At 44.9% G+C, this 17,989-nt stretch carries 13 protein-coding genes; 12 read left to right on the top strand and 1 reads right to left on the bottom strand.

All coding sequences use genetic code 11. The features are described from left to right. Positions 1-137 precede the first annotated feature (137 nt). From spo0A to P8596_RS15150, 3 genes are all read left to right on the top strand, one after another. Positions 138-917 carry a sporulation transcription factor Spo0A gene (gene spo0A, locus P8596_RS15160; RefSeq protein WP_034758050.1) on the top strand — a complete coding sequence of 260 codons (780 nt, stop codon included), beginning with the start codon at positions 138-140 and terminating at the stop codon, positions 915-917. A gap of 232 nt (positions 918-1,149) precedes the next feature. Beyond that, the gene (locus P8596_RS15155; RefSeq protein ID WP_279724248.1) at positions 1,150-1,362 is read left to right on the top strand and encodes a hypothetical protein; all 213 of its coding nucleotides are present in this window, start codon (positions 1,150-1,152) and stop codon (positions 1,360-1,362) included. 144 nt (positions 1,363-1,506) lie between these two features. Then, a complete protein-coding gene (locus P8596_RS15150; protein ID WP_279724247.1) occupies positions 1,507-2,241 on the top strand; it encodes a glycerophosphodiester phosphodiesterase in 735 nt (244 codons plus the stop codon). A 13-nt stretch (positions 2,242-2,254) separates the two neighbouring features. Here the strand turns inward: P8596_RS15150 and P8596_RS15145 are convergent, their stop codons facing one another. Continuing rightward, positions 2,255-2,494 carry a DUF2627 domain-containing protein gene (locus P8596_RS15145; protein ID WP_034758056.1) on the bottom strand — a complete coding sequence of 80 codons (240 nt, stop codon included), beginning with the start codon at positions 2,492-2,494 and terminating at the stop codon, positions 2,255-2,257. A gap of 125 nt (positions 2,495-2,619) precedes the next feature. On the opposite strand from P8596_RS15145, the gene P8596_RS15140 reads away from it, so the two are divergent. From P8596_RS15140 to P8596_RS15100, 9 genes are all read left to right on the top strand, one after another. After that, entirely contained in the window at positions 2,620-4,686 is a 2,067-nt protein-coding gene (locus tag P8596_RS15140) for a sigma 54-interacting transcriptional regulator (RefSeq protein WP_279724246.1), read from the top strand. Positions 4,687-4,821: 135 nt separating this feature from the next. Then, complete coding sequence (yqiS, locus tag P8596_RS15135) at positions 4,822-5,730, top strand: phosphate butyryltransferase (RefSeq protein ID WP_224519547.1); 909 nt, start codon at positions 4,822-4,824, stop codon at positions 5,728-5,730. Between the two features lie 41 nt (positions 5,731-5,771). Beyond that, the gene (gene bcd / locus P8596_RS15130) at positions 5,772-6,869 is read left to right on the top strand and encodes a branched-chain amino acid dehydrogenase (RefSeq protein WP_034758065.1); all 1,098 of its coding nucleotides are present in this window, start codon (positions 5,772-5,774) and stop codon (positions 6,867-6,869) included. A gap of 136 nt (positions 6,870-7,005) precedes the next feature. Beyond that, entirely contained in the window at positions 7,006-8,127 is a 1,122-nt protein-coding gene (gene buk / locus P8596_RS15125) for a butyrate kinase (protein WP_371928683.1), read from the top strand. Positions 8,128-8,147: 20 nt separating this feature from the next. Then, positions 8,148-9,572, top strand: coding sequence for a dihydrolipoyl dehydrogenase (gene lpdA, locus P8596_RS15120; protein ID WP_224519548.1), 1,425 nt, complete (start codon positions 8,148-8,150; stop codon positions 9,570-9,572). 71 nt (positions 9,573-9,643) lie between these two features. After that, positions 9,644-10,642 (top strand): thiamine pyrophosphate-dependent dehydrogenase E1 component subunit alpha, encoded by a 999-nt coding sequence (locus tag P8596_RS15115; protein WP_034758074.1) that lies wholly within the window; start codon positions 9,644-9,646, stop codon positions 10,640-10,642. Between the two features lie 14 nt (positions 10,643-10,656). Further along, positions 10,657-11,640: an alpha-ketoacid dehydrogenase subunit beta gene (locus P8596_RS15110; protein ID WP_279724245.1), complete on the top strand. Its 984-nt coding sequence runs from the start codon at positions 10,657-10,659 to the stop codon at positions 11,638-11,640. A gap of 45 nt (positions 11,641-11,685) precedes the next feature. Then, the gene (locus P8596_RS15105; protein ID WP_034758081.1) at positions 11,686-12,999 is read left to right on the top strand and encodes a dihydrolipoamide acetyltransferase family protein; all 1,314 of its coding nucleotides are present in this window, start codon (positions 11,686-11,688) and stop codon (positions 12,997-12,999) included. Positions 13,000-13,512: 513 nt separating this feature from the next. Continuing rightward, positions 13,513-17,865 carry a S8 family serine peptidase gene (locus P8596_RS15100; protein WP_279724244.1) on the top strand — a complete coding sequence of 1,451 codons (4,353 nt, stop codon included), beginning with the start codon at positions 13,513-13,515 and terminating at the stop codon, positions 17,863-17,865. The last annotated feature ends 124 nt before the right edge of the window (positions 17,866-17,989 follow it).

Here is a 17,989-nt window from a genome sequence, read left to right as displayed (position 1 = left end):
CGTTAGAAAATCGAAGAAAATATAATAATTTTCAAGTTTTTTTCAAAAATAAAAGGAATTTAGGTTGCATTGTCGAAAAAGTAATTTAGAATAAAATTACAGAGATGAATTAATTAGGATTGAGGAGGAAACCTGTAGTGAAATCGATTAAAGTATGTGTTGTGGATGATAACCGTGAGCTGACGTCTTTATTGGAGGACTACATTGCTTCGCAAAATGATATGGAAGTAGTAGGGATTGCCCATAATGGTCAAGATTGTTTAGATTTATTGGAGGAAGTCGATCCGGATGTCCTGGTCCTGGATATCATCATGCCTCACCTGGACGGGCTGGCGGTGCTTGAACGACTTCGTGAAAAGAAGGGAATTCCAAACGTCATCATGCTTACGGCCTTCGGTCAGGAAGATGTGACGAAGAAAGCTGTCGACCTTGGAGCTTCTTATTTTATTTTAAAGCCATTCGATATGGAAAACCTAGTGAGTCATATCAGACAAGTCAGCGGTAAATCAAACTCAATCATCAAAAAACCTTCCTCATCCAGAATGAATACAGAACAAAAACCAAGGAACTTGGATGCAAGCATCACCAGCATCATCCACGAAATAGGCGTGCCGGCACATATTAAAGGATACTTATATTTACGTGAAGCCATCTCTATGGTGTATAACGATATCGAGTTACTCGGGTCCATCACAAAGGTCCTTTACCCGGATATTGCTAAGAAATACAATACGACCGCATCACGTGTGGAACGGGCGATCCGTCATGCCATCGAAGTGGCTTGGAGCAGAGGGAATATTGATTCCATTTCTTCTTTGTTCGGATACACCGTCAGCATGTCAAAGGCCAAGCCGACCAACTCGGAGTTCATTGCCATGGTAGCGGACAAACTGCGCCTGGAGCATATGGCTTCTTGAAAGAGTAAGGAATAATACAAGCATCTTCCAAATTTTCATATGACTATCCCTCTGATTATTCGGGTCAGGGGGTTTTTGTTTGCTCATTTTCTTCTGCTTGTCCTACCAAAGCCTCATCAAACCCTATTACAATCGCCTCTTTTATTCAAAAATGGTGGTTCGCCCTTACAGCCTGTCCCCTGCGTCATAAGATAAAGTGTAGTGCAAAAACAAAATAGGGGGAGGTGAGATTATGGGATACTACCGTGATAACAACGATGTAGGAGGATCCTATGACCGTTGCAGAAACAATGATGTTGCAGGAGCTTCCGACAACAACTTCAGAGTGCCTGTCAAAGCTTATATCAGAGGAGAAGATTTCTGCAGAGCTGTTCGCCGTTGCAGGGATAACGATGTAGCCGGAGAAATGGACAACCGCCGCAGATGCCGCTGCCGCTGGTTCTAATCAAAAGCCACCACAAAACGCGAAACCCTGAGTCCCTCAGGGTTTTTTTGATGATAGGCGTTAAAGGGTACATTCTTTGAGGAAGGTGCAAATAAGTATATAATGAAGTCAATCTACATATAGAAAAGCAAAGGAAGTGAACTCATGACGCTGATTTTTGCTCATCGTGGATCTGCGGGTACCCATCCGGAAAATACTATGGAAGCTTTCTATGAAGCGGAGCGGGTGAGGGCGGACGGGATTGAATTGGATGTCCAGCTGACAAAAGACGGAGAAATGGTCGTCATACATGATGAAACTGTCGACCGGACGACCAATGGGAAAGGGTTCGTCAAAGATTTTACGTTAAAAGAAATTCAAAAGCTCCAGGCGAATTACAAATTCAAAAGTAAACTATTCAAGAAAAATCGCGTTCCGTCATTGAGGGAGGTCTTTCAGTGGCTAAAGGGAAATGACCTTCTTTGTAATATCGAGTTAAAGAACAGTATCATGGATTATCAAGGCCTGGAAGAGAAAGTGATCGGACTGATCAGGGAGTTTGGATACGAGGACCGGATTATCATCTCTTCTTTTAATCATTATTCGATTGTGGCCTGTTACCGTTTAGAGCCCGCCGTTGAAATCGCGCCCCTTTACTCATCACGCTTATTCATGCCCTGGATTTATGCCCAGTCAATAAGGGCGAAAGCGATACACCCCAACCTGAAAGCGGTTAGGGATGAGATGATCATCGAAGCGATGAACAACGGTATTGGTGTCAGACCTTACACGGTGAATAAGGTGGATCAAATGGAAAGGTTACTGAATCTGGGCTGCACTGCATTTGTAACGGATTATCCTGAAAAAGCATGGAATCTGAGGGAAAATAAGAAAGGCTAGCGCATACATAGCGCTAGCCTTTCTTGTTGAATCGGGACTGAACCTTATTGCGTTTTCGGTCACGGTGCAGGACGAAACCTGCAATGAAGCCCAGACCGCAAACAAAAAAGACTAACCCGATCATGAATTGAAGCCAAAGATAAGGGATCGGAGGCTGCAGGATCCCGAATAACATATCTCTCATCAACTTAATCCCGAGAGCTGCGAATGCTCCGGGGACCAACATGATTATCAGTGCAATAAGACGGACCATGAGATGCATAACTCCTTTTCGTTTCCATACTAAAATTCTAACTCCAAGCAGAGAATTGTCAAGTTTCGAAAAGTAGTGTAACATTATGGATGTGAAAAAAATTGCAGGTGTCGGGGTGAAGAAAGTTGCAAGAGGTTCTAATTGTCGGCGGTGGTAAGGGTGGAACAGCCATCCTGCAGATCCTCCACGAGGTTTCCGTCATGAAAGTGATCGCTGTTGTAGATGTAAATGAAAACGCTTCAGGCATTAAGCTCTCAAAGGAACTTGGCATCCCTGTCGGTACAGATTGGCGACCATTTCTCAGTGACTCCGTAGACATCGTCATCGAGGTGACGGGTGAACAGGAAGTGTTTGAACAAATTAGGGATCACCGTGGAAAGAATACGGTTCTCATCCCTGGGAGTGTGGCTTTCCTTATATCAAAGCTCCTCGAAGAAAAAGAGGATCTTATCCATCAATTGACGAGCGAGTCCTTTAAAAGGGACCTTATCTTTAATTCAACTGATGATGGCATGGTCGGAATCGATGATCAAGGCATTGTCATGCTGTTTAATAAAAGTGCAGAGAGAATGATCGGCAAACACCAGGAAGAAGTGATGGGCCTTCATATTTCTGAAGTGATACCTGAGAGCAGGCTGACCAGAACCATTGAAACAAGACGGACAGAAATCAATCAGGAAGTCATCCTTGGGAACGGATTGAAGATCATCTCCAACCGGATTCCGATGATCACGGAGCAGGATGAAATCATCGGTGCCTTTTCAGTATTTAAAGATATCACAGAAGTAGTGAATTTGGCAGAGGAAATCACCAACCTCAAAGAGATCCAGACGATGCTTGAAGCCATCATCCATTCCAGTGATGATGCGATTTCAGTTGTCGATGAAGAGGGTAAGGGAATTATGATCAACCCTGCTTACACGAGGATCACGGGACTTTCCCGGGAGGAAGTGATCGGTAAGCCTGCGACGGCGGATATCTCTGAAGGGGAGAGTATCCATTTGAAAGTGCTGCAAACACGGAGAGCGATTCGTGGCACGAGGATGCGGGTAGGACCCAACCGTAAAGAAGTCATCGTGAATGTTGCCCCCATCATTGTAAACAATAAGCTTAAGGGAAGTGTCGGCGTCATTCATGACATGTCGGAAATACAATCTCTCACCCAGGAGTTGGACCGGGCGAGGAGGATCATCCGAACCCTTGAAGCGAAGTATATGTTCGAGGATATCATTGGTGACTCAGAGGAAATGATGATCGCAATAGAGCAAGCGAAACTAGGCGCGAAAACACCTGCTACCGTCCTGCTCCGCGGAGAATCGGGAACCGGGAAGGAATTATTTGCCCATGCCATACATAATGCGAGTGACCGTAAATTCAATAAATTCCTCAGGGTCAACTGTGCAGCATTATCGGAGAACCTGTTGGAAAGCGAATTATTCGGATATGAAGAAGGCGCCTTTTCCGGTGCAAAGCGTGGCGGGAAACGCGGATTGTTTGAAGAGGCGAATAATGGAAGTATCTTCCTTGATGAAATAGGGGAACTGAGTGCCAATACACAAGCGAAATTATTGAGGGTCCTGCAGGAAAATGAAATTGTGAGGGTCGGAGGGACGAAATCGATTCAAATCAATGTCAGGGTCATTGCCGCTACGAACGTAAATCTTGAAAAGGGAATAGCCGATGGATCCTTCAGGGAAGATTTGTATTATCGCCTCAACCGGATGCCGATTCAAATTCCTCCGTTAAGGCAGCGTAAATCAGATATACCACTCATTACGGAAACCCTGATTACAAAGATTAATCAGGATTACGGAAGGAACGTCGAGGGAGTGACGGCTTTGGCCATGGATAAACTGATGAATTATCATTGGCCCGGGAATGTAAGGGAGCTTGAAAATGTGTTGGGAAGAGCCATCATCTTCATGAACTACAATGAAGTCCAAATTGATGGAAAGCATTTACCTCAATTAGAAAATACGGCCAAGCCCATGGTCAACCTAGCAGAACTTCCGTTTCAAGTCGATGAAGATCTTGCAACCCAGGTTGAAAAGTATGAAAAAAATATAATTCAAAAAGTTTTAGAGCAGAATAATGGTAATAAGACGGCTACTGCTAAAGCACTGAATGTATCGGTGAGAAACTTATATTACAAAATTGAAAAATATAACATTGAAATAAATAGCATGAAGTAATTTGCATGGTGTGAAGAAAATTGCATATGTAGTTCCGGCTTTATAAAGCGTTTTCAGGATTTGAAAGTTGGCACGCTTCTTGCATGTAGTTAATTGGGAACACAATAACAGAAAAAAGGGGTTGAAACGACATACATGAATCTACAATCTTTAGTGGAAAAAGCAACCCGAATTGAACACTCCACTGTAGCAGTCGCTGCAGCAGAAGATAAAGAAGTCCTTTCGGCTGTCTCCATGGCGGTTGAAAAAAAGATGGCTGATTTTTTACTGTTCGGGGATAAAGAAGAAATAATCTCCATATTGGAAGAGGTTGCCCCACAGCTTATATCTCACAGCAGTATTAAAATCAAGCATGCCTTCTCGCCTCAAAAAGCAGCTGAGCTTGCGGTCAAGGCGGTAAAGGAAAATGAGGCAGGTACCCTTATGAAGGGGAATGTCCCTACTGCTGTCATCTTGAAGGCAGTACTGAATAAAGAATGGGGACTTCGTACAGGCAATGTCCTGTCGCATGTTGCAGCATTTGAGGTGGCTGGTTTCGATCGGCTTACGTTCATTACGGATGCAGCAATGAATATCTCTCCAGATTTGCAACAAAAAGCGCAAATCATCGAAAATGCCGTCGGGGTTGCCCGGTCAATCGGTGTGGATACGCCGAAAGTAGCGCCAATTGCCGCCGTGGAAGTGGTGAATCCGTCGATGCCGGCAACAGTCGATGCCGCTTCTCTTACCATGATGAATCAACGGGGGCAGATTCGGGATTGTACAGTCGATGGTCCGTTAGCCCTCGATAATGCTGTTTCCCATCATGCAGCCGAACATAAAGGAATCGAAAGTGCGGTTGCGGGGCAAGCGGATATTCTGCTCGTACCCTCGATTGAAACAGGGAATGCCCTATACAAATCCTTGATCTACTTTGCCAGGGCAAAAGTAGGGGCAGTGATAGCCGGAGCTAAAGCACCAATCGTATTAACATCCAGAGCAGACAGTGCCGAAAGTAAATTATATTCATTGGCTCTGGCTATATGCTCTGCTTCTAATAAATAATCATCAATTCTAAAAATATAAACCTACAGGGGGAAATAATAATGAAAATTTTCAGCTATATGGAACAATACGACTATGAACAATTGGTATTCTGTCAAGATGAAGCTTCAGGATTAAAAGCAATCATCGCCATTCATGATACAACACTTGGACCTGCCCTTGGCGGTACCCGTATGTGGACATATGAATCAGAAGAAGCGGCAATTGAAGATGCACTGCGCCTTGCAAAAGGGATGACCTATAAGAATGCAGCTGCGGGTCTGAATCTTGGTGGAGGGAAGACGGTTATCATCGGTGACCCCCGTAAAGATAAGAACGAAGAAATGTTCCGTGCCTTCGGTCGTTATATCCAAGGTTTAAATGGACGCTATATCACTGCGGAAGATGTTGGTACGACGGTTGCCGATATGGACTTGATCCACGAAGAAACAGATTATGTAACAGGGATTTCACCAGCTTTCGGTTCTTCAGGTAACCCATCTCCTGTGACGGCTTATGGAGTATACCGCGGAATCAAGGCAGCAGCAAAAGAAGCTTTCGGTACAGATTCACTGGAAGGGAAAACAATCGCCGTCCAAGGAGTCGGTAATGTCGCGTACAACATGTGCCGCCACCTTCACGAAGAAGGAGCAAATCTGATCGTGACTGATATCAACAAAGAAGCCGTTCAACGTGCTGTTGATGAATTTGGTGCGAAAGCAGTGGACATCAATGATATCTACGGAGTGGATTGTGACATTTTTGCACCATGTGCACTGGGTGCGATCATCAATGATGAAACGATTCCACAGCTTAAGGCAAAAGTCATTGCGGGAGCTGCAAATAACCAGTTGAAAGAAACACGTCACGGTGATGCTATCCATGAAATGGGTATCGTTTATGCACCTGATTATGTCATCAACGCAGGTGGAGTCATCAACGTAGCAGATGAATTATACGGCTACAACAGTGAAAGAGCCATGAAGAAAGTGGAGCAGGTATACAACAATGTAGAACGCGTCATTGAAATCGCGAAGCGTGATAACGTTCCAACGTACGTTGCTGCTGACCGTATGGCAGAGGAGCGCATCGAAAAAATGCACCGTTCAAGAAGTCAGTTCCTGCAGAATGGACACCACATTCTTAGCAGACGTGGATAAATAGAAGAAAAAACGCTTTACTTTGTGAAAAAGTGAAGCGTTTCTTCCCGCTTTAGGGGGAACATCGGACAGAGTAAGGGGTTATCTATCATAGGGGGAAATTCTTTCATGCAAACATTACAATACAGCTGCCCAAATGGAGGTAACAACAGTGCAGGAAAATAAACATCGAATACTTGTCATTAATCCTGGATCGACATCCACCAAAATTGGTGTCTTTGACGATGATCGCTCCATATTTGAAAAGACAATCCGTCATGATTCTGAAAAGATCAATGAATTTGCAACGATTATCGATCAATATGAATTCAGGAAGAACACCATCCTTCAGACATTGGATGAAGAAGGGATCAATATTTCAAAGCTGAGTGCCGTATGCGGTCGCGGGGGACTTCTGAGACCGATAGAAGGTGGCACCTATTTAGTGAATGATGACATGCTGAAGGATCTGAAAGAAGGATTCTCTGGTCAGCATGCGTCTAACCTTGGGGGGATCCTGGCATTTGAAATCGCCTCAGGACTAAATATTCCATCTTATATCGTCGATCCCGTTGTCGTGGACGAGCTGCAGCCCCTTGCCCGCGTTTCAGGGTTCTCACTCATTGAAAGAAAAAGTATTTTCCATGCGTTGAACCAGAAAGCGGTCGCAAGACGAGTGGCGAAACAAATCGGGAAGAAATATGAAGACCTTAATCTGATCATCACTCATATGGGTGGAGGTATCACTGTAGGTGCACACCGAAATGGGAAAGTCGTGGATGTGAATAATGGTCTCCACGGAGACGGACCATTCAGCCCTGAAAGAGCAGGAACCGTTCCGGCAGGCGATCTGGTTGACCTTTGCTTCTCAGGAGACTATTACCGTGATGAAATCATGAAGAAACTTGTCGGTCAGGGAGGCCTGGTCGGTTATCTTGATACAAATGATGCCGTAAAGGTAGAAAAAATGATAGAAAATGGCGACAAAAAAGCCAAAGCCGTCTATGATGCCATGGCGTATCAAATTGCGAAAGAGATCGGATCAGCAAGCGCGGTCCTGAATGGGAAAGTCGATGCCATCGTATTGACAGGAGGACTTGCGTACGGCAAGGATTTTGTCAAAGCGATAAGTGAACGAATCAACTGGATAGCGGATGTCGTTATTCAACCAGGAGAAAATGAACTGCAAGCTCTTGCTGAAGGGGCTTTAAGGGTCTTACGGAATGAAGAAGACTATAAAGTATACCCGGGAAATGTAAAAAAAGAAGCAAGAGTATAAGAGAGAAGGGGGACTTAAGATTGGCAGAAGAATATGATTTAGTCATTCTCGGTGGAGGTACAGGTGGTTATGTTGCTGCCATCCGTGCTTCTCAACTTGGGTTAAAAACAGCAATCGTTGAAAAAGGAAAGCTTGGAGGGACATGCCTTCACAAGGGATGTATTCCAAGTAAAGCCCTTCTTCGCAGTGCTGAAGTATATGCGACAGCGAAACACAGTGAAAATTTCGGTGTGAAAATCAATGGAGTGGAACTTGACTTTCCTAAGGTCCAGGAAAGAAAAGAAGGAATCGTCGAACAACTGCATAAAGGTGTACAACATCTGATGAAACAGGGTAAAATCGATGTTTTCGAAGGTCTCGGCCGGATTCTCGGACCTTCCATTTTCTCTCCCATGCCAGGGACCATTTCCGTGGAAATGAATAACGGCGAAGATAACGCGATGCTGATTCCCAAAAATGTGATTGTGGCAACGGGCTCAAGGCCACGTTCACTGCCTGGACTTGAAATTGATGGTGATTATGTTTTATCTTCTGATGAAGCGCTTTCACTTGAAACACTTCCGAAATCGATCATCATCGTTGGTGGCGGTGTCATCGGTATCGAATGGGCTTCCATGCTTTCCGATTTTGATGTCGATGTAACCGTTGTGGAATACGCTGATAAGATCGTACCGACGGAAGATCATGAAATCTCAAAAGAAATGCAGCGCCTCATGAAGAAAAAAGGCGTTAAAATTGTGACAAGTGCAAAAGTGCTTCCTGAATCCTTAAAAAAAGGGGACGGAGAAGTGACAATAAACGCGGAGCATAAAGGGGAAGAAAAATCCTTTACAGCAGAGAAGATCCTTGTATCTGTAGGCAGACAAGCAAACGTTGAAGGCATTGGCTTAGAGAACACAGATATTAAGGTGGAAAAGGGCTTTATTGAGGTGAATGATTTCTTCCAAACGAAAGAATCCCATATTTATGCAATAGGGGACGTCATCGGTGGACTTCAATTGGCACATGTTGCCTCTCATGAAGGAATAACGGCGGTGGAACATATGGCGAATGAGAACCCTCATCCGATTGACTATTCCCTGATTTCAAAATGCATCTACAGTAATCCTGAAATTGCTAGCGTAGGGATCACAGAGCAGGAAGCGAAAGAAAAGGGATACAATCTGAAGGTCGGTAAATTCAGCTTCAGAGCGATCGGAAAAGCGCTTGTATACGGGGAATCGGATGGTTTTGTGAAGATCATTGCAGACAAAGATTCCGAGGACATCCTTGGCGTGCATATGATTGGTCCTCATGTAACCGACATGATTTCAGAAGCGGGACTTGCTAAAGTATTGGATGCAACACCGTGGGAAATCGCGCACACCATCCACCCTCACCCTTCCCTGTCGGAAGCAATCGGTGAAGCCGCGCTTGCCGTAGATGGAAAGGCAATTCACTCATAATAAGAAAAATCAGGAAAGGTAGAGATCTTCTCTACCTTCCCAATCATTAGATTGTGTAGGAGGTAAATAAAATGGCTGAGAATCGTCATGAAGCGTTAGGACTTTCCAATGAGAAAGTATTAGAAATGTATGAAACTATGCTGCTTGCCAGAAAAATCGATGAGCGCATGTGGTTACTGAACCGTTCTGGTAAAATCCCATTTGTTATTTCATGTCAGGGTCAGGAAGCGGCTCAAGTTGGTGCTGCATTTGCCCTGGACCGTGAAAAGGATTATGTACTGCCGTATTACCGTGACATGGGTGTTGTATTGACATTCGGAATGACGGCCCAGGAATTGATGCTATCAGGTTTTGCAAAAGCAGAAGATCCAAACTCAGGCGGTCGTCAAATGCCTGGTCACTTTGGACAGAAGAAAAATAATATCGTAACGGGTTCATCTCCTGTAACGACTCAAGTGCCACATGCCGTTGGTATCGCTCTTGCAGGCAAAATGGAGAAGAAAGATGTTGTGACGTTTGTAACGTTCGGAGAAGGGTCTTCCAACCAGGGAGATTTCCATGAAGGGGCAAACTTTGCAGGTGTACATAAACTTCCTGTTATTTTCATGTGTGAAAACAATAAATATGCGATCTCGGTTCCGATTGAAAAGCAATTGGCCTGTGAGAAAGTATCAGACCGCGCCATCGGGTACGGAATGCCTGGAATCACAGTCGATGGAAATGATCCCATCGAAGTATATAAAGCTGTGAAGGAAGCTGCTGATCGTGGACGTCGCGGAGAAGGACCAACGCTTGTCGAGACAGTTTCTTATCGTTTGACTCCCCACTCTTCTGATGATGATGACAGAAGTTACCGCTCACCGGATGAAGTGGCAAAAGCGAAAACGAACGATCCGATCATCACATTTGGTGCTTATCTGAAAGAAACAGGCGTCATGAATGATGACATTGAGAAAGAAATCAATGATCGTATTATGAAGCTTGTAAACGAGGCAACGGATTATGCAGAAAACGCTCCATATGCTGAAGCAGAATCAGCTATGAAGTACGTTTACGCAGAAGAGAAGTAAGGGGGAATTCAATCATGCCAGTAATTTCATACATTGATGCCGTAACCATGGCAATAAGAGAAGAAATGGAACGTGATGAGAAAGTTTTCGTTCTTGGTGAAGACGTAGGGAAAAAAGGTGGAGTATTTAAAGCGACTCACGGCCTGTATGACCAATTTGGTGAGGACCGTGTCATTGATACGCCACTTGCGGAATCAGCCATTGCAGGGGTTGGGATCGGAGCTGCCATGTATGGTATGAGACCGATCGCAGAAATGCAGTTTGCTGATTTTATCATGCCTGCCGTAAACCAGATCATCTCTGAAGCGGCTCGCATCCGCTACCGTTCAAATAATGATTGGAGCTGTCCGATGGTCATTCGTGCACCATACGGCGGTGGAGTGCACGGAGCGCTTTATCACTCGCAATCCGTTGAAGCCGTCTTTGCCAATCAACCGGGATTGAAAATCGTGATGCCTTCCACTCCATATGATGTGAAAGGCTTATTGAAAGCGGCCATCCGTGACGAAGATCCGGTATTATTCTTTGAACATAAACGAGCTTATCGTCTGATCAAGGGTGAAGTGCCTGAGGATGATTACACGCTACCGATCGGAAAAGCCGACGTGAAGCGTGAAGGAGAAGACATCACAGTCATCACTTACGGCTTATGTGTTCACTTTGCCCTTCAAGCGGCTGAAAAACTTGCCCAGGACGGAATTGAAGCACATATCCTGGATTTGCGTACCATTTATCCATTAGATAAAGAAGCAATCATTGAAGCAGCGTCTAAAACAGGTAAAGTACTTCTAGTGACAGAAGACAATAAAGAAGGAAGCATCATGGGTGAAGTTTCTGCGATCATCGCTGAAAATTGCTTGTTCGAGCTTGATGCCCCGGTAAAACGCCTTGCAGGTCCAGACGTTCCTGCTATGCCGTATGCACCGACAATAGAAAAATACTTTATGATCAATCCGGATAAAGTAGAAAAAGCAATGCGAGAACTTGCAGAATTTTAATCTCATCCAGACCAATTAAACCAAAGCAGTAGGGAGGGTTCCTCATTGGGTATTGAAAATATGAAAATGCCTCAGCTAGGGGAAAGTGTTACAGAAGGTACAATAAGTAAATGGTTGGTGTCACCCGGTGATACCGTAAATAAATATGATCCAATTGCAGAAGTTCAAACAGATAAAGTGAATGCAGAAGTGCCATCTTCCTTCACGGGTACCATTAAAGAATTAATTGCCGAAGAAGGGGACACCCTTGAAGTCGGGGAAATCATTTGCTCCATCGAGATCGAAGGTGGAGGCACAGCCCCTGCTGAAGAAGCTCCGAAAGAAGAGCCAAAAGAGGAAGCGAAGGGATCGGCTCCTGCTAAGCCTAAGGCTCCAACGAGAGATAGCGGAAATAAAGCCAGGTATTCTCCAGCCGTACTAAAGCTTTCCCAAGAGCACGATATTGATTTGAATCAAGTAGAAGGGACCGGAAACGGCGGCCGGATCACCCGTAAAGATTTAAAGAAAATCATCGAATCAGGCTCAATTCCGAAAGCGGGAGATGCACCTGCACCTAAGAATGAAGCTCAGGCTCCACAACAAGCGCCGGTAAAAGAATCCGCACCAGTACAACCGGCTAAACAACAAGCACCTGCAGCAAATGTCCCTGTCGTCCCTGGTGATATCGAGATCCCGGTTTCCGGCATACGGAAAGCGATTGCCTCCAACATGGTCCGCAGTAAGCATGAAGCGCCTCATGCCTGGACGATGATGGAAGTGGATGTAACCAACCTGGTTGACTACAGAAATTCACTTAAGACAGAATTCAAACAACGTGAAGGATTCAATCTGACATTCTTCGCATTTTTCGTGAAAGCTGTCGCACAGGCTCTTAAAGAGTACCCACAAATCAATTCCATGTGGGCTGGAGACAAGATCGTTCAGAAGAAGGACATCAATCTTTCCATTGCAGTAGCTACGGATGATGCACTTTATGTTCCTGTGATTAAGAATGCTGACGAAAAAACAATCAAAGGGATCGCAAGAGAAATCACCGAGCTTGCCGGAAAAGTCCGCAGCGGTAAATTGACCTCCCAGGATATGCAGGGCGGAACATTTACGGTGAATAATACAGGGTCATTTGGCTCGGTACAATCGATGGGTATCATCAATTATCCACAGGCCGCGATCCTTCAAGTAGAATCAATCGTGAAACGTCCTGTCGTCATGAATAATGGAATGATTGCCGTTCGCGATATGGTGAATCTCTGTATGTCACTTGATCACCGCGTACTTGACGGTTTGGTATGTGGAAGATTCCTTCAGCGTGTGAAAGAAATCTTAGAAAACACTTCGAAAGAAAATACATCTGTATATTAATACTGATAAGGACTGACCATGGGTGGTTGGTCCTTATTTTTTTCTGCAGTTAGATAGAATGACTTATTAAAAAAGGTTCGCTCTAGTAAAATGCCGGGAAAAACAACCGGAATATTACTGGAAGAATATTTTAATGGACCGTCATAGGTCACTATCTGGGTCATAATTCTGATTCCTCATCCCGGGAATTCTCCCTATGAAACTTCTCGCTCATTTTTTCTTTCCTTTACTTATTAAAAGAGGCATAACCTCCACTTTCATCCTACTAAATCTGAAGATTATCCTGGAATATTCTTGAAGTTATATTATAAGAGGGACTTTATCCTTATGAAAAAATCGGGATTCGTGACTTTTCAATCAATTACTGAATTTTCAGATTTATTTCGACAGCAACTTACAACATTTTACATACACACTTGGTTATCTTTGGTTTAACACCTACTATTTTCCAAAGTTGGTGTTCGAAGGAGGTGACGGGTGGTTGGATTTATAAAAAGACTGGGAGGGAATTAGATGTCAGGAAGAAAACGTAAGGCAAGATGGTTATCCATTGTACTCACCTTAGTCATGTTTGTCCCCTTGATGTTTCCATTCAATGCAGGGGCGGCAAATACCTCACAAGCGGCTCTATCGAAAGAAAAGCCATCCACATCAGCCAATGAGTCGGCAAAAGTAAGTCCACAATCAAAAATCACAACAACATTACAGGAACAATTTAAGAAAAAGGAACAGGTCACATACTTAGTGAAATTCAAGGATCAGGTAGATACGGAAGCTGTATCTAAAAAGGCGGCTGAAACAGCGAAAAAGCAGAAACTGTCTGCTAATAATAAGAAACTGTTAAAACGGAATATGGTCGTCTCAGAGCTTCGTGCTAAAGCCCTTGAATCTCAGGCAGAAGTGAAGAAATACTTAGCGAAAGAGAAGAAGTCAGGTGCAGTGAAGGAAATCAAAGACTTCTATGTTGTAAACGGAATGGCCGTTACAAGTACGAAGAAAGTCATGGAAAAGATTTCAACCTTTGCTGAAGTAGAGAAAATCCTGCCGAATGAAACGAGACAAATTATCCAGCCGGCAAAGGCAAAAGCTTCTTCATCCGCAGTGTTGGATAAAGAAGCCCCAAAAACCCCGGCATCCATCGAGTGGAATATCGATCGGGTAGGAGCACCGGCGGTCTGGGAAATGGGAATCGATGGGGCAGGAACCGTCATCGCCTCCATTGACACGGGGGTACAGTGGGATCACCCGGCATTAAAAGAAAAATATAGAGGGTATGACCCTCAGAATCCGGATTCACCGGACAACGAATTCAACTGGTTTGATGCAACTGCAGGACAAAGTGCGCCATATGACGATCAGGGCCATGGAACACATACTGTCGGTACTATGGTCGGGTCTGAGCCTGATGGCAGCAATCAAATCGGTGTAGCGCCGGGTGCAAAGTGGATCGCGGTCAAAGCATTCACGGCCGATGGTGGAACCGATGTAGACTTACTGGAAGCGGGAGAATGGATCCTGGCTCCAAAGGATGCTGAAGGAAATCCACATCCTGAAATGGCTCCTGATGTCGTTAACAACTCTTGGGGCGGCGGAGCAGGACTTGATGAATGGTACCGGGATATGGTAAGTGCGTGGAGGGCGGCAGAAATATTTCCTGAGTTCTCTGCAGGAAATACAACGCTCTTCAATCCGGGAGGACCAGGATCGATTGCCAATCCGGCTAACTACCCTGAGTCATTTGCAACAGGTGCTACGGATATCAACAATCAATTAGGAAGCTTCTCATTACAGGGACCTTCTCCTTATGAGGAAATCAAGCCTGAGATTGCCGCACCGGGAGTAAATATCCGCTCTTCCGTTCCAGGTGGCAATTATGAAGGGGGCTGGAATGGAACATCGATGGCTGGTCCACACGTAACGGCAGTCGCTGCCCTGTTACGACAAGTGGATGCAAGCTTAACAGTGGATGAAATCGAAGAAATCCTTATGTCGACCGCTGTTCCGTTAACAGACGGAACATTCCCGGAATCTCCAAATAACGGGTATGGACACGGGTTGGTCAATGCGTTTGATGCAGTATCATCCGTTATGAGCGGAATCGGTAAAGTAAAGGGACAGGTTTCAAAAGAAGGTGATGACACGGAAGCTCCTGTCATCAATCATGACGCACCACAAGAAGCATTTAAAGAAATGAATCTGCCATTACAGGCAGAAGCAAGTGATAATGTCAGTGTGACGAATGTAACTCTGAATTATCAAAATCAGGACGGTGAATGGGTAGAAGTTGAAGCAAGCAGAACTTCAGGCGACTACACTTCAGGAACGTATGAGGCGGTTATCCCGGGTGAGGATCTCACAGGAGACCAGGTTACGTACAAGTGGGTTGCTGTGGACTTCGGTGGCAATGAAGTCGAATCTGATACGTATACTGTAAACTTATTACCGGGTATCACAGTTGGATATGAGCAGGACTTTGAAACAAATCCGACTGGTTGGACATCCTACGGTCCAGGGAACAGCTGGGAGTGGGGCGTACCGGCAAGCGGTCCGGGAAATGCTTCTTCAGGAGAAAAAGCATATGCCACCAACTTAGACGGAACGTATGACAACAGCGCGAATATGTCACTTCAGATGCCTCCGATCGATTTACCTGAAGGGGAGAGCTTCTTACAATTCAAACAGTGGCACGAACTGGAACGCAACTATGACTACGGTCATGTGTTTGTATCCACTGACGGTGAAGAGTGGACACAGGCACTTCGCGTGAATGGAAATACCGACGGATGGGTAGACGGAGAAGTGGATCTGAGTCAGTATGCAGGTCAACGTGTGTACATTGCCTTCAACGTTACCTCCGATGGAAGTGTCACGAAACAAGGCTGGTACCTTGATGATGTGAAGCTTAGCGCGGAATCAAATCTTCCAGCCAAGAAAATGAATTTTGGTCTGAAATCAAAGGATGAAAAATCATCTTCTGTATCGAAAAAGCCAAGTGTAAATCCAGCTAAGATCACAGTGAAAAATGACGTGAATAAAGATGATAAGACGGATGCATCAGGTCCGGCTCCTGTCCTTCTTCCACTGCAAGCAGAGGTAAGTGTATTGGAAACGGGCCGTTCCGTTTATACAAATCCTGCAGATGGATCATATGAAATGACTCATGCAGCGGGTGAATTCACATTACAGGCATCCACATACGGTTACAGATCTGAAACGCAAAGTGTGACGATTGAAGCCGATCAAACATCAACTGCCAACTTCACCCTTGAAGAAATCCCTCAAGGGAATATTACCGGAACCGTCACGAACGAAGTAACGGGGGAACCGATTGAAGGAGCAACGGTCTTCGTTCTTGAAGATGCCGTAGTACAGCCGGTTGAAACAAATGCCAATGGAGAATATGAATTAGAAGCATACGAAGGGGACTACACCCTGAAAGTGGTTGCGCCTTACTACTATAGTAAGGAAATGAGCGTCACTGTTGAAGGCGGGGAAGTCACAACCGCCGATGTATCATTAGAACCATTCATCGGATATCCTGGTGAAATCGGGTACGATGATGGAACAGCAGAAAATGCACGGGCATTCTATGATGCAGGTAACGGCTGGGCCGTGAAAATGTCCCTTGAAGAAGGAAATGACACGGCACTTGTGACGGGTGGACTATTCCGCTTCTGGGATACTGAATGGCCTGTACCAGGAGGAACTGAATTCCAGGTTGCCGTCTATGATGCAACTGGACCTGACGGGGCACCTGGTAAGAAAATCGCCGGTCCATTCGATGGTACCGCGTTGCGTAACGGAGAATGGACGCATGTAGATCTCAGTGAGCACGGCATCATGGTCGAAGGAGACTTCTACATGGTGTATATCCAGTCTGCACCAAATCCGAATGCGCCTGGACTTGGGACAGATGAAGATGGTGAATATGCCGCAAGAAGCTGGCAGTTCGTCGGTGGAGCCTGGTCACAGGCACCTGAAGACGAGGGGAACTACATGATTCGCGCAACTGTGAATTATGAAGTGACCGCACCGGTCATCACTTCACCGAAGGATGGATCATTTACCAATAAAGATTCCGTTACGGTTGAAGGGACTTCTGCCCCGACAACGACCGTCCATCTCTTTAATGGAGAAGAGGAAGTAGCGACAGCCGACACAGGTGATGATGGAACATTCTCAGCCGATGTTTCACTGCATCAAGGTGAGAATGTATTAACCGCCAAGGCAGCAACGGAACAGGGCATGACGGGTCCATCGGATTCGGTGACGGTAACGCTTGATCAAGTGAAGCCGGAACTTGCCATCACCTCACCGGAGGATGACATGAAAACAAATCGTGAAGCGATCACGGTTAAAGGAACCATCGCAGATGAAAATCTTGCATGGGTGAAGGTGAATGGTGAGAAAGCATCTGTCAAAGACGGCGAGTTCAGTCATCGAATCCTTCTGAATGAAGGGGAAAATGTCATTGGGGTAATCGCGAAAGATAAAGCCGGAAATAAAAAGAAACAAAGTGTAACGGTCTTTGCGAAATTTGGTGATATTGAGATCGAGAATCTTCTTCCTGCAGAAGATAAAGAATTGAAGAAGGGCGAGTCCGTCAAGATTGAATTTGACAGTGAGCCGGGATTGGATGCGACATTTGTCATTCAAATGCCTCTGACAAATGCACGATCCCAAGTGACAAACGCCACTGAACTTCCAATGATGGAAACATCCGAAGGTCATTATGAAGGGTACTATACGGCTACTTCGAATGTGAAGGCGCCGGGAGCCGTGATTGAAGTGAAAGTTTCCGATGATTATGGGAATGTCACGACGAAGCGTGCTGAAGGTAAATTGTATATCAATTCAAAAAAATAAGCATAAAGGGGAGAAGAGTTGGGACGTCCAACTCTTCTTCTTTTTTATACTCATTTTCTTGAGAGATTGATGAAAGGAGGTTTATATACTAAAATAGTATTAGTATAAACATTTTGAATTTTCA

It is taken from the genome of Rossellomorea sp. DA94 (genome assembly GCF_029834455.1).
GTDB lineage: Bacteria > Bacillota > Bacilli > Bacillales > Bacillaceae_B > Rossellomorea > Rossellomorea vietnamensis.
The sequence above is the reverse complement of the archived record's forward strand: the minus strand, read 5'-3'. Positions and strand labels throughout refer to the sequence as shown.